Here is a 12719-nt window from a genome sequence, read left to right as displayed (position 1 = left end):
GCTTAAGCTCCTCGGCAATAGGTGTAGGCGATGTAGTTACGAGTAAGGTCGGCCCATTCCATGTAGCCGATGGGGGCGTAGTGGACGTGGTCGGACGACCCCTCAAGTTCCCGCGAAGACCAGTCGCTAAACTTGTTTTTGGTCTTCGAGTAGGCTGTCTCGGGGCAGATCTGGTGGCTGGTCTGCACGAAGGTCGCGTAGGACCGCGGGGCGCAGGCCGCCTGATAGGCAAGACCGATCGCTTTGGTGGCCTGCTCGAAAACCGTGCGCTGCGACACGAACCGGCCGGCCGCGACGCCGTCTCCGACGAAGTCTTCGCCGAAGCTCTGGTTCTTGAAGATGGTCTTGGGCGGCGCGCCGATGCCGAACACGATGCACTTCGCCCCAGGCGCGGTCTCGTGACAGCTGTCGAGCGCGACCTCCATGTCGGACCTCGCCTCGATCGCGTTCTGAGCGGGATCGGGCGTGGGGCCGTAGACGTTGTTCCAGCCCACCGCGAAGACGATGTTGAGGTTGGAGAAGTTGGACAGGACGCCGTCCGGCATGGCGACGCCGTTCGCGTTCAGCGAACCGTCCGCCATGAGGTTGTTGTCGCGGCAATACTTCGCCGGGTTCATCCGGCGCCCGGCCGGACGCGTCGCGTCGTAGTAGGGGTTAGTCTTGAGATTCACGCCGGAGCCGGTCGTGAGCTTGTTGTTGTATTCGAACATCGACCAGCCGGGCCGGCCCTCGTGCTTGACCGGCCCCGTCCCCAGCGTCCCGAAGAACTTGATCTTGGTGAGGCTTCCGGCCGGCCGCGCAGGGATCACCGCGCCCGTGTCCTGGTCCGTGACGGTAAGGGTCGCGCCAACGCCGGTGAGCTGACGGCTCGCCTCGTTCCACCACGACCCTGGGGTCAGCACGCCGGCCTGCGCGTCCATGGTGCTGTCGCCGGTGGCGATGAACCACTGCGTCACCGCGGGCTCGACGAGGTTCGCGACGGTCGGCGCCCAGTAGATCGGGAAGCTGCCGAGAGACTTCAGCGCGCCGTCTGCCGGGTCCCAATAGCCGTACTGCGCCGTGATCGGCGTCGGGTCGGTGCTGGCGACGGGATAGACAATGGCGAGCTTCGGATCGGCGCGCGGGATCGACCACACGAGATCCAATTCGGCGTCCACGATGATGCCGCTCATGTGGAGGCGGACCGGTCCCGGCAGCCTGCCGTAGGCGGCCGGGGGCCTGAGCGGCACGTAGGTGCGGCTCGCGCCTCCCCCGCCGACTTCGATGTCGTCAATCTGCGCCTGCAGGTCGAGCAGCTTCGCATCCTGCCGGCGCTGCGTGACGCTCTCTTCCTCGAAGTTGTCTTCGCGAAGCCCCCAGACGACGTTGCCGTACTCATCCTCGACGCTGTCGAGATAAGCCGCGCCCTCGACGGTCGGGATGCCGGACTGAGGCATCGCGTCGATCGCGGCCTGAAGCGCGGCGTCTTTCGCGTCCAGCCGGTGAATGGTCGGGCTTTCGATCTCGAAGTTGCCCGCCGCGTCCTTGACCCCGAACACCACGTTGTCGTGCTCGTCCTCGAGCGTGTCGAGGAACGACGAGGATTCGATGGTCTCCGGAATGCGCGTCTCGAGGTCGTTCACAGTCGTGGCCAGCGCCGCCGTCGCGGCCTGAGCCGCGGTCAGAGTGGTCGCCAGCACCTCGTCCTGCGTGTCGAGGCGCGTGATCGTGGGGCTCTCGATCTCGAACCCGCCGGCGGCGTCTCGGATGCCGAAGGCGACGTTGTCGAACTCGTCTTCGAGGCTGTCGAGGTAGGCCGCGCCCTCAACCTGCTGAGCGCCAGTGCCCGCCGCCGTGATCCTCGTCTCGAGCGTGACGATCTTCTCGCTCGACGGCTGACGCTTCCGCACGGTCGAGCCGCCAGAGGTGCGCTCCCGCAGCTCGGTGAACTCGTTGCTGTCGGCGGCGATGACGTAGAACAGCTCGCCCGTCGTGGTGGCGGCCTCACCCTCGGCCACGGTCTTGTAGACGTCGGACGCCGCGATCGCGATGCTCGACGCCGTCTCCGCGCGGGTCGCCGCCGCGTCCGCGTTCGCGGCGCCCAAAGCCACAGCGGCGCGGTCCGTCGCGACGGCGGTCTTGTCTGCGGCGACGGCCGCGCGGTCCGTCCCGGTCGCCTCCGCGGCGAGAACGGCGGCCTGCGCCAGCGTCGTGACCTGGCCGGCGTTCGCCGCGACCTCTTCGCGATCCGCAATCACCTCGGCGCGCGCCGTCATGACGGTGGAGCGCTCGGAGGCGACCGCTTCCTTGTCGTCCGCGACCGCGCCGCGGTCCTGTGCGGCTGCGAGCGCCGCCGCCTCGGCCGCAGCGCGAGCGGCCTCCGCGCCCTCCTGAGCCGCCGCGTTCGGCGTCAGGTCGAACAGCATCTCCCAATCGTCGGACGACGGGCTCGGAACCGCCGAGGTGGCGCGCTTCGCGTACCAGTAGCGTCCATCGTGGTAGACGCCGTCACGCGGATCGACGCTGTCGCCGGGCTCATAGGATGCGCGCGGGGTGACGCCAGCAACGCCCGGAAATCGGGATGCAGTGATAGCCATTTCTTACTCCCGGAATTGTCGGACGCCGGACGCGAAACAGCCGGTCTGGCCGTCAGCGGTGGCGAAGAGGTCGAGGCGGTAGTCGTGGGGGCGCAGCGCATCGGCGACGGCGGACGCGGGCACGCGCAGGAACAGATCGACGTCGCCATTCGTGGCGCGGGATCCGATCTCAAGGCGGACGGGAGGCGGGTCGTTGACCGCGTCCACGAGGGGGATCACCAACGCGACCTCATCGGGTCGATAAAGATCGACGAGCCGCGCCTCGAGCGTCACTCCAACGAGGTCGACCGCTTCTGGCGTTGCGGTCAGCGTGACGCTCTCGATCCAGTCCTCGCGCAAGCGCAAGGCTGCCGTCCCGAGAGTTCGGGTCAGTCGGAGCATGTCGGGATCTTTCAGGAGAGGAGGAGCGTCAGGCGGTCCGAAGAGCGATGACGCGGGGCTTGAGCGTCACCGTTCCCGCAAGCGACAGCGTGATGACGGGCACGATAAGCCTGGCTTCAATGCGCCCCGCCGAGGTCACGAAAGCGTAGTTCGTTGATGCAAAGCCTGCGGCCCAAGTCGCCGCCGGGCGCAACGTCAGCATGTCGCCGACCTTGGCGCCTGCGAGCAGCGCGTTGATGGAGACGATCCCGGTCTGAACCGAAACCGTGAGGTTGAGCGACAGGTCGACCTCGCCAAGATCGACGCGGGTCGTGACGCTTGAGGCCGTCGTGCGGGCGATCTGCTCGGCGTCCGCCGCCATCTTGCCGACCAGCTTCACGCGGTCGCGGTAGTCGCTCACAGGGCTCATGGCGTGAGAAGCCCCGCCTTGTAGTCGTTGAGCAGAGCGCCCTCGTTCTTGCCGATGAACAGGCCGACCTTCGTGCCGGTCGCAAGGATGCCGCCGAGGGAGGTCCAGCCGATGACCTCGACGCCGCCCACAAGCGCCCGCACCTGATTGCCCTTGGTCTCAAGCCGGTACCGCGTTCCGGCGGCGGCGAGCGCCATCGCGGCGGAGCTGACGAGCGTCGTGAAGGACCCGCCGTTGCGATATTCGATCCGCCACACGCCCCCGACGTAGCGGATACCGATGTGGTGCGTCGTGTCGGAGTAGCGAACCAAAAGCGCGCGGGAGAGCGTCGCCGCCGTGAAGGCGATCTCGCCCTCGGCGTAGTGGTCGGGGTCGAAGAGATCGGCCGCCACGTACCAGGTCGAGGTGTCCGACACTCCATGCAGCACGTTCGAGACGATGGTAGCGGCGCCGTCCGCGCCGGTCGCCTTGATATAAGGGCTCCCGAGCGGTCCGCCGGCGCGGTTGTAATCGTCGGCGAAGACCTCGCCCGCGATCCGCGCGAAGGTCGCCCCCGTGTCCACGTCCGCCGCGTAGGTCTCCGGCGACCGCAGCCCCGACGAGTTCAGCGCGAACCAGGGGTAGCGCCAGACGCCGGAGCCGGGGCTGTCGGTGTAGCTTTTCGGCTCGTTCGGCTGCGTGATCTGCGGGGCACCAAGGGCGACGCCGGCGAGCGCGGCCTGATCCGGCCGGCAGCGCCGGACCTCGAGCGAGCGGATGTGCGTGTCGTTCGGGGCGCTCTTGGCGCTCGTGAAGACCGACGCTCCGGTGATGTCGAGCTGCGCAGTGATGGGGGCCTGCGGCGGCGTGGCGTCCGCGACAGCGACAATGTTCTCGATCATCGCCCAGTCTCCGGGCGCCTGGCTGGAGCCGATGAACCGCACCCGCATGTCGTAGGACTCGCCGTCGACCAGCGGGAAGACCTCGGCCTTGCGCTGGCTGTCGGCGACCGCCATCGGCTTCCAGACGTTCTGATCCGCGACCGAGATCTGCGCCTCCGCGTCGAGATCGTCGTCCTCCGGCTCGTCCCACGCGAGCTCCATACCGACGACCACGCCCGATCCGGAGTTGCGCCGCAGGACGGTCGCCGACAGTCCATCCGGCGTCTCAATCGCGTCCGGCGCGTCGTCCTCGGGCGACACGGGGGCGACGCCCTCCTCCGTCGCGAAGTCGAAGGCGAAGGCTTCCTCCGTCATGCTCGCGACTTCCAGGGTGACGCTCATATCGCTGTCGTCGAGCCGGATCGACTGCACCTCGAAGCTCTCGTTGTCGATGTCGAGGTCTTCGATCGAGATCCGGATGAAGCGTTGATCCCAGGCCTTCATGCCGTAGAGGTTCGTGGTGATCGTGCCGGACCAGCGCGGGTTGAGCCGGCGGTCGAAGAACTTCGCCACCCGCCGGGCGTGGTGGTGGTTCTGGATCTCGTAGGCCTCGATCGTCGTCGACTTGACCTGGCCGGTGGCGGTGATCAGCGCTTCGTTGCGCCACTTCTGGGCGTCGGCCTCGGAGTATTTGGCGTCCGGGTTCGTCCACTTGACCAGAACTTCGTTCGTCTCGCGAAGCGGCCCTGTGCGGTCCTCCAGCCGGTAGTGCGAGATCATCCGGTCTTCGATGAAGACCGTTGGCTCCTCCCATTCCCCGACCTTGAAGCCGATCTTCCCCTCCGGGCGGAGGTAGAGCCGCCCGAGCATCGCGGTCATCAGCCGGCGCAGATTGTCTTCATGCGCGGTGTCGAAGACGTGGGTGAACTCGCCGTGGTAGCGGCGGACGGTCTTCCCATCCTTCGCCGGCAGGATCTCGTCGGCCTTGTTCGCGGCGACGACAAAGTCGGGGTCGTGGACCAGCGAAGCCGGGATCTGCATCGCATCGGCGTGGGTCAGATAGTCCCGCAGAATCAACGGCAGGTTCGGCGTGAAGATCGTCGTCGCCGACCGCGGGTCGTAGACGAGCGCGCAGTCCGCGACGCCGTTCCACTGCGGTATGCGGTTGGGGTAGGTTTCCTGGAAGTTCTTGGCTTTGACGCCGCTGGTGTAGAGCTCGACGAGCACGCATCCCAGGCCGCGGTGGTCGTCGGTGACGCGGTCGGAGAACCGGCGCTTCCAGCCGGCGAAGACGATTTGATCCTGCGTCCCCATCCGGCGCCGGATCTCGACCTCCGTCGCGAAGGGGTCGTTGGTGGCGTCGCCCTCGCTGTCCGTGTAGCAGATGCGGTCGTCGATGTAGTCCTCGTAGAAGGCGCTGTAGGGACCTTCCCCGACGTAGAGGATCTGCGTCAGGTTGCCGTTGCGCTGCTTGATGAACAGACGTTTCGCCCCGAGACGCTTGCGTCCGTAGTGCCGGGCGCGCGGAGGCGTCGACTGCTGGAACAGGGCCTTGCCCGTGTCCGGCTTCGGCGGGCGCGGAGCCAGCAGGGCGGGCAACAGCGACAGCCCCAGGCCGATGGCGCCGGCGACGATGTTGCCGAGCAACGTCAGCGAACCGTCCGCCGCGAGCGCCCCGCCGAACGCCGGCGCTATGGCGAGAACGAGCGCCTGCGGGTTCACGCGAAGCTCCAGGCCGCGACCACGCGGACGTCGCGCGCGTCGCGGACGCTCAGTCCGTCCGCGCACTTGATCGCCCAGCGTCCGGCAGGGGTCATGATCGCTCCGAACCAGGTGGACGAGCCGTCAGTCAGGAAGGCGCGCACCACGGCGACGTCGCCGGGTTTCGGGTCGCGGGCGCGGCGCGCGCCGGCCGCGGCCATCCGGCGGGCGACGAGCCGCGGCAGACAGCCCTCGCGGAAGAACAGAAGCTCGGCGTCGGCCTCGGAGGCGTAGGCGCCGCGCAGATCGCCGGCCGGGTCGCGGCCGGTGTTCATGAGCCACCAGTCCGCCGGCGCGAGGACGCAGTCCGCCGCGCCCCACCCGAAGCGGGTCCGGGCGAGGCCTTTCAGGAAGTCGGCGAGCATCGGCTACTTCGGGAACTTGACGTAGACGCTCTCGATCCCGGCGATGAACTCGGCGATCCGGTCGCCGGGGTGGCGCGCCTTCTGATCGGGGTCGCTCATGTAGGCGGCGCGCGTCCGTTTCTTGCTGGCGAAGGGCGTCTCGGCGGTCAGCGTGACCGTGCGCTCGAAGCCGTCGGCGGTCGTTTTCTTCTCCGGGATCAGGCTGTGCATCAGCCCCCAGGTTTCGGCCCACGGCGCGCCGAGCAGCTGCCAGGGGCCGTTCATGTGGTCGTCGCCGGTGAAGAACTGCGAGAACACGAACACCGGGCGATTGACGTATTCGGCGGTCTCGGCCTTTGCCATGGCGGCGAACCGGGCGTAGACCCCGGACAGCGAGAACCGGATTTCAGGCGCCGCGCCGTCGATCGACTGCGCGATGCCCTCGATCCGCCCCAGGCCCCGCAGGCCCAGCCACGTGCGACCGTCCGAGGTCGTGAGCGGCCGGGCGCCGTTCCAGACGCCCATCGGCTCCGTTGCGAAGTCGAACCACACCAGGCGCGCCCGCCGCACCCGCTGGCCCCTGAGCTGGGCTTCGATCGCCGGCCCGAAGTCCATCAGACGTCCAACCCGTAGAAGTCTTCCTCGAGCTCCAGCGAGCCCTCGCCCTGCCAGTTGCGCGTGAGGTCGAGCGGTCCCGCCGCAGGATTCGTCGGCCGCGCGATGAAGGTCGGGTTCTCGAACTCGACGGCCGCGTTGATGAGGGCGCTCTCGCGCGCCGGCGGCAGAAACACGATGTCGCTGCGCGCGCCGTTGACGACGTTCGGAGCGCGGATGATCTGATGGAGCCGGTCGTTGATCGAGAAGAACATGCCGCGCTTCAGCGGCGCGACGTTGGTCGTGGTCAGGCTCCCCGTGGTCGCGCCCTCGTTCAGCGCCGTCCGCAAGGTCACGTTGATCGCTCCCGACGTCGGCTTAGGCACCCAGCGCTCGCCGAAGATCGGGCAGACGAATGGATTGAGCCCGCCCTGGATCGCGGTGACGAAGCCCATCCACTCCAGCTGCTCGGCGAGCAGGCTGACGTCGACCGAGATCCTGAGCGTCCAATAGCCGGCGTCAGGCGCGCCGATCTGCTGGCGCCCGTCGAAGGTGCGCGGACCCATCTGCAGCATCGGCTTCAGGAACGGCGGCTGCAGCGTCTTCGGCTTGCGGATCAGCGCCGGGAACGTCTCGAGCTCGGGATGCGCCACGGGTCAGGCCGCCCGCCATGCGTTGTCGCGCTGGTAGGCCCAGGCGCGGTCGCGGGCGTCCAACTCGCGTTTGAGCTCGGCGAGAACGCGGTCGTCCGCGCTACCTTGGATGGTGATGTTCGTGTCGCCGAAGCGGTTGACGCGGGCGGCGGCCGGCGGCGGCGTCATGGGCATGGCGCCGCGCATCTCGACGGGAATGCGGCCCGAGGGAACCGGCACGTAGGCCTCCGGGGTAGAGCCTTCACCGAACATCGCAAGCTGCGGGGAGTTGGCGACGCCGCCCGCGGAGTAGGCGCGGATGGGCAACCGCCCGCGCGAGGTCATCACACCCCCATCCTCGAACTTGAGCATGCTGGACAGCCAGCCGCCTTCTTGCATGCCCGCGCCGACGACCTTCCCCAGCAGCATGCCGACCATGCCGCCGACCGCGCCGTTCTTCTTGCCGCCGAGCGCCATGCCGAGCATGCCGCCGAGGCCCTGCGCGAGATCGCTGAAGACGCCGCCGGCGTTCCCCGCGGTCTGGGCCACGTTGCCCAGCGCCGGGGCGGCCTGCGCGGCCGTCTGGTTCAGGTTTCGGATGCTGGCCGTGGTCTCCGCCATCGCCTGCGACTGCGCCGTGAGCGCCGCAGCGTCCGCGGACGGCGGGGCTTGATTGTAGAGCTGGCCGAAACGCGACCCATACCCGCCAACGCTGGTCCCGACGACGTCGGTCGCGCCCGCGCGGTTCATCCCGCCTTCGCCCGCGAACCAGGCCCGCGACGCGCCCTCCGCGCCGTAGCGCGACGAGAGCCGCCCAAACTCGCCGTTGAACACGGCGTCCTGGGCGGAGGGGCTGGCGCGGAACTGGTCCGCCGTCATCCGCTGGCCGACGTACTTTTCCGTCCACGGCCCGACGTTCGCGCCCATCACCTGATAGGCGCCATGGGCGCGGTCGCCCGTCCGCGTCGCGGGGCCGAGGGCGCCGTAATTGCCGCCGCTCTCGATCGTCTTGATGGCGCGGGCCGCGGCCGCGAGGTCGACGCCGTCCGCGCTCGCCGCGGCGCTTCTGCCGTCGCTGCTCGGCGCGCGCAGCCCCGCGAACGGGTTGCCCGCGTTGTCGTTCGCGACCGAGGCGAGCGGGCTGCGCGAGATGTTGCCCGGTCCAGTGAGCGCCGCAACGCCGGTTCCGCCGATCGAGACGTTCGCGGCGGTCACGGCCATGCTCGCCGTGGAGAGCGGCGCCTTGCCGATGTCCTTCATAGAACCGTTGGCGTTGCTCCAGAGACCGTCCCAGACGTTCTCGACCGACTTGTCGAAGGCCTTTTCGCCCATCCGGCCCAGCGCGTTGGCCAGGGCCTCCGCGGGCTTCACGCCGTTCCGGAGGTCGCTGGCGAGCCCCTTGAACGCCTCGCCGCCCGTGTCCTTCATTTCGCGAAGGCTCTCGGTCATGCGGGTCGTCTGTTCGATCCAGCGGCCGTATTCGCTCTCCGGCGAGACGCCGGCCTGGCGCTGCATGTCGGCGATGCGGGACGCGGTGGCGTCCCGGAACAGGTCCGCACGCTCGTTCTGCAACTCGAGCGCAGTGTTGGCCTGCCGTCGAGCCGCGGTCAGCGCGACCGTCATAGCGGCCTCGCGCTGGATCAGGTCGAGCGTCGCCGGAGCGACCTTGTTGAAGTCGCCCGTCAGGTCGTAGGCCCGCTGTCGCGCCGCGTTCGTCTTCTCCATGACGATGCGCAGGCGGTCGTTCTCCGTCGCGGAACGCCCGACGCTCTGCGCCTCCAGCGCCGCCGCTTCGACGCTCTGGCGGATGCGTTCGGCCTGACTTTCCCGGTAGCGCTTCTCCTCCTCGCGCGCCTGCGCCCGGATCAGATCGCCCGCCGCGCTCGCATTGAACTGGCGGGTCGCCGGATCGATATCGGTGCGCCCGCGGGTGCTCTCGAGATACTGGCGACTGGCGAGCCCCGCGCGCTGTTCGGGAGTGCGCGCGGTGATCCCCTCCATCTGCAGGCCGAAACCGATCTTGGCGCGGTCAAGGTCGCTCAGGAGCTTGCCGTTCTCGCCCCGCAGGGAAGCGATGGCGCCTTCAAGCCTCCGGGCCTGCTCCTGCGCTAGCTTAAAGTTGTCGCCGAGGATCACACCGGCGCTCATGTCGTTTTTCAGGCGTTCAAGCTCCGTTTCCAGACGCCGCACGCTGTTCGACGATGCGTCTATGCCGAGAAGGTAGTCCTGTGCGGTGATGGACCGTTCGCGTGCACGTTGCGATCGAGCCTGCTCCTGGGCCTCCGTCTGTCGGCTGCGAAGGCTGGCAAGGTCACGCTCATCCTGTCCGCCGGAGGGGACGTTGCGCCCAAGGCCAGAGATTGCCGAGCGCCGTGAAGCGATGCGCCCCTCGATCGTGGTAATCTGCCGCTCGATCGACGGACCCTCAAACGCTCCGGTCCAGACGTCCGACAGCCCCGTCTTCGTCGCGTTCCACGTCCGGGCCAGCCAGCTCAGCCGATCGCCGGCCCTGTCGATCCCCGTCACCATCGCGGCGTAGAGCGCCCTCTGCGCGCCCTCGACGTCGCCGGTCGCGGCCATCCGGTCGATGGCGCGCTTCTGGGTGGCGTCCAGCACGCCGAGCTTCTCGTTCAGCGCCGCGGCGCCCTTGGCCGGATCGGCGAAGGCGCGCGCCAGCTCCTTCGACGCCTCGGGAACCTCCTGCCCCGTCGTGATGGCGTAGTCGCGCGTCACCTTGATCAGGTCGGACAGCACGCCGCCGCCGATCTTGCCGGTGGACGCGTAGCTCCCGGCGATCTCCCGCGCCGTGGCGTTGCTGACGCCGCCGGCCGAGGCGTTGGCGACGGCGAGGTCGTTCAGCGCCCTGGCGGTCATCCCGACGCCGCGGCCGACGCCCGCCGTCGAGGCCTCAAGCTGCTTCTGCTGGTCCAGCCAGTCACTGTAGGCCATGACCGCAGCGATGCCGAGCGCCGCGACGCCGCCGGTCAGCAGCCTCACGGGGGTCAGCATCGCCGCGGCGCGGGACCCGAGGTCCGACACGATCTCGCGAGCGGTCATCCCCGTTTCGGCGGCGATCCCGACAATCTGGGGAATCTGCTGGAACCCGACCTGGCCGAGGCTCGCGCCCGCGCCAAGCGAGCCGACGCTGTCCCCGATCTGGTAGCCGAAGTTCACCGCCTGATCGGTGCGCAGGCGACGGCCGCCGGCCGGCGCGCCCGGCCCGGTGCCCAATCCGCGCAACAGCGCCTCGGCGCGCTTCGCGGACGCGACCCGAGCTTCCGCCTGACGCGTGACGATCTGCATCGCGTCGTAGGAGCCGGTGCTGGAGGCGGTCATGCCCGCCCAGCCGCGCGCGACCTCCTTCTGCGCCTGCGCGACGCTCATGAGCTTCGCCTGCATGCCCGACAGGGTCGCCGTGTACTGCTCGTCGGTGACCCGCCCGCGGGCGCGGGCCTCGGCGAGCAGTTGCGTGTCCCTGGTGACCTGCTGGACGAGGCGGTGGTGTTCGATGTAGCGGCCCTGCACCGCGTTCAGCCCGCGCGCCACGCTGGCGTCCGACCGCTCGATCTTCTCGTTGACGATCACGACGCCCTCTTCCGCCGTGATCAGGCGGTTGAGGAGGCCGATCGTCTCCGCGACGCCGGTCGCCTTGGACCGGATGTCGATCTCGCGGACTTCGGAGGTCGTGACCATCAGTAGAGCCTCACGATGATCGCGGGTTGCCGGATGTCCTTCGCCAGCGCCGCATCGCGCTTGCGTCGTGAGTAGCCGGTCTTGGACGGACGCCTGAGCTTCGCCCAGTCACTAACCGGGCCGCCCATGTAGGAGCGGTACCCGAAGGTGATGTTGGCGACGTCCTTGAAGCGCGTCTTCGCCAGCAACGCGACGGCTTGCAACACCCCGTCGGGCGCTTGCTTGGACAGCCCGCGCTCGATTTTGCGCGCGTACGGCATGGCGTTCAGGAACACGAACTCGTCGGCTTTCGGCAGAGGTTCGCCAGGCTGCATTTCGCGCCCGCCAGCGAGCAGCTTGAAGGCGTCCGCATAACGCCCATGGTCGTGCGTGATGACCCCACGCGGGGCGTGCTTGACGATCTGTTCGGCGATCCACACGAACAGCTCGTTCTTCGCCACATCGAACATGAATAGGATGCGGCCGGCGTCCGCGTTCACGCTCTCCAAGCGGGCACCGAGACGGCCGTCGACCGCCTGCGTGTATGGCACCTCGCGGCCTGTCGCCCGGCGGTTCTGGTCCACACCTTCGGCCAGCTTACGCCGGGCGAAGTCAGCGATTATTCGCTGGCGCGCCGCAGGCGACAGGTCGTTCGAGACGATCGTCTCCACGATCTGACGGAGCGGCTTGGACATGCGGGCGCTCTCGACATTGCGCGGATGCGCCGCCACCCTCTGGCAATCCGAGAGGGAGGACGACATGCGCAGTTGGTGGATAGGACTGTTCGCGCTGGCCGCTGGAACGGGGATGGCTTCTGCCGACCCCCTCGAATCTCACTGTTTGCTGGCCGCGGCGGGAAAGCTTCCGAAACTTCAAGACCTGAAGATCACGAAGGCCGATGTGAAGAAGCGCTCATACACAGTGTCGCCAATCGAAAACTTGCTGTCGACAATTGGAGGCGATCCCGCAAAAGCAAAAAGCGTTTTGTCTTCTTACACGACTGTGGACGGCGCTATTGCAACCGAGATCGAACAAGCGACCGGCGACCCAATCCGCATGAGATCAGTAGTAGACCGGTTTCTCTCCGCCAAGTTCAAGCCAATTCAAAAGCAAGATGTATTTGTGATTCTGGTAACAGAATTGGCTGGACGTAGCATCGAGTTCTCGATTGCCTGTGCATTAAATTCATATGGTCAAGTCGAAACCCAGCCCCCGGTGATCAATTAGCAGGCGGAGCTTTCGCTCGTATCGCCGCATCCTCGACCCACACCCGGTCCATCGCGCGCACCAAGCGCACCAAGCGAGTGAAGCCGTCGCCGCCGACGCTATGGCGGCGCGCCCAGGCGTCGATCGCAAGGAACGGGATCGATGAGACCCCGCCCATGAACACCTGACGGTCGTGCGCGAGGTCCATGAAAGCGCTCCAGTAGAACGCCAGATGGGCCGCCAGCTTCGGTTTGTCGCGGAGAGCCGGCGGAAGCGGGCCGCCC

General features: G+C 68.0%; 11 protein-coding genes. 1 reads left to right on the top strand and 10 read right to left on the bottom strand.

Annotation, left to right across the window (positions count from 1 at the left end):
- Positions 1-2: 2 nt before the first annotated feature.
- Genes K244_RS0103395 through K244_RS0103355 form a run of 9 tightly spaced genes read right to left on the bottom strand, consistent with a single transcriptional unit; the run spans position 3 to position 11924 of the window.
- On the bottom strand, positions 3-2576 hold the full coding sequence (locus K244_RS0103395; RefSeq protein ID WP_155931561.1) for a hypothetical protein: 2574 nt from the start codon (positions 2574-2576) through the stop codon (positions 3-5).
- 3 nt (positions 2577-2579) lie between these two features.
- Positions 2580-2957 carry a hypothetical protein gene (locus K244_RS0103390; protein WP_020187783.1) on the bottom strand — a complete coding sequence of 126 codons (378 nt, stop codon included), beginning with the start codon at positions 2955-2957 and terminating at the stop codon, positions 2580-2582.
- A gap of 28 nt (positions 2958-2985) precedes the next feature.
- Complete coding sequence (locus tag K244_RS0103385) at positions 2986-3366, bottom strand: hypothetical protein (RefSeq protein ID WP_020184840.1); 381 nt, start codon at positions 3364-3366, stop codon at positions 2986-2988.
- Positions 3363-5948, bottom strand: coding sequence for a hypothetical protein (locus K244_RS0103380; RefSeq protein ID WP_020184839.1), 2586 nt, complete (start codon positions 5946-5948; stop codon positions 3363-3365). Before K244_RS0103380 ends, K244_RS0103385 begins: the two co-directional genes overlap by 4 nt.
- A complete protein-coding gene (locus tag K244_RS0103375; protein ID WP_020184838.1) occupies positions 5945-6352 on the bottom strand; it encodes a hypothetical protein in 408 nt (135 codons plus the stop codon). Before K244_RS0103375 ends, K244_RS0103380 begins: the two co-directional genes overlap by 4 nt.
- Before the next feature lie 3 nt (positions 6353-6355).
- Positions 6356-6946 (bottom strand): hypothetical protein, encoded by a 591-nt coding sequence (locus K244_RS0103370; RefSeq protein ID WP_024816284.1) that lies wholly within the window; start codon positions 6944-6946, stop codon positions 6356-6358.
- Positions 6946-7578: a hypothetical protein gene (locus K244_RS0103365; protein WP_020184836.1), complete on the bottom strand. Its 633-nt coding sequence runs from the start codon at positions 7576-7578 to the stop codon at positions 6946-6948. The genes K244_RS0103370 and K244_RS0103365 overlap by 1 nt, the downstream gene beginning before the upstream one ends.
- A 3-nt stretch (positions 7579-7581) precedes the next feature.
- Complete coding sequence (locus K244_RS0103360; protein ID WP_020184835.1) at positions 7582-11250, bottom strand: phage tail length tape measure family protein; 3669 nt, start codon at positions 11248-11250, stop codon at positions 7582-7584.
- Positions 11250-11924: a hypothetical protein gene (locus K244_RS0103355; RefSeq protein ID WP_020184834.1), complete on the bottom strand. Its 675-nt coding sequence runs from the start codon at positions 11922-11924 to the stop codon at positions 11250-11252. The genes K244_RS0103360 and K244_RS0103355 overlap by 1 nt, the downstream gene beginning before the upstream one ends.
- On the opposite strand from K244_RS0103355, the gene K244_RS23455 reads away from it, so the two are divergent.
- Positions 11923-12456: a hypothetical protein gene (locus K244_RS23455; RefSeq protein ID WP_197027139.1), complete on the top strand. Its 534-nt coding sequence runs from the start codon at positions 11923-11925 to the stop codon at positions 12454-12456. The genes K244_RS0103355 and K244_RS23455 overlap by 2 nt on opposite strands.
- Here K244_RS23455 and K244_RS0103350 read toward each other — a convergent pair.
- The gene (locus K244_RS0103350; protein WP_245259732.1) at positions 12449-12643 is read right to left on the bottom strand and encodes a hypothetical protein; all 195 of its coding nucleotides are present in this window, start codon (positions 12641-12643) and stop codon (positions 12449-12451) included. The genes K244_RS23455 and K244_RS0103350 overlap by 8 nt on opposite strands.
- Positions 12644-12719 lie beyond the last annotated feature (76 nt).

Origin of the sequence: Methylopila sp. 73B, from assembly GCF_000526315.1 — a bacterium.
GTDB lineage: Bacteria > Pseudomonadota > Alphaproteobacteria > Rhizobiales > Methylopilaceae > Methylopila.
Note: the sequence above shows the minus strand (reverse complement) of the source record. Positions and strands in the feature narration are given on the sequence as shown.

Coding starts and splice junctions, on each gene's coding strand:
- K244_RS0103355 (WP_020184834.1), bottom strand. CDS start 11,924: ATGTCCAAGCCGCTCCGTCAGATCGTGGAGACGATCGTCTCGAACGAC.
- K244_RS0103350 (WP_245259732.1), bottom strand. CDS start 12,643: ATGGACCTCGCGCACGACCGTCAGGTGTTCATGGGCGGGGTCTCATCG.
- K244_RS0103360 (WP_020184835.1), bottom strand. CDS start 11,250: ATGGTCACGACCTCCGAAGTCCGCGAGATCGACATCCGGTCCAAGGCG.
- K244_RS23455 (WP_197027139.1), top strand. CDS start 11,923: ATGCGGGCGCTCTCGACATTGCGCGGATGCGCCGCCACCCTCTGGCAA.
- K244_RS0103390 (WP_020187783.1), bottom strand. CDS start 2,957: ATGCTCCGACTGACCCGAACTCTCGGGACGGCAGCCTTGCGCTTGCGC.
- K244_RS0103370 (WP_024816284.1), bottom strand. CDS start 6,946: ATGGACTTCGGGCCGGCGATCGAAGCCCAGCTCAGGGGCCAGCGGGTG.
- K244_RS0103385 (WP_020184840.1), bottom strand. CDS start 3,366: ATGAGCCCTGTGAGCGACTACCGCGACCGCGTGAAGCTGGTCGGCAAG.
- K244_RS0103375 (WP_020184838.1), bottom strand. CDS start 6,352: ATGCTCGCCGACTTCCTGAAAGGCCTCGCCCGGACCCGCTTCGGGTGG.
- K244_RS0103395 (WP_155931561.1), bottom strand. CDS start 2,576: ATGGCTATCACTGCATCCCGATTTCCGGGCGTTGCTGGCGTCACCCCG.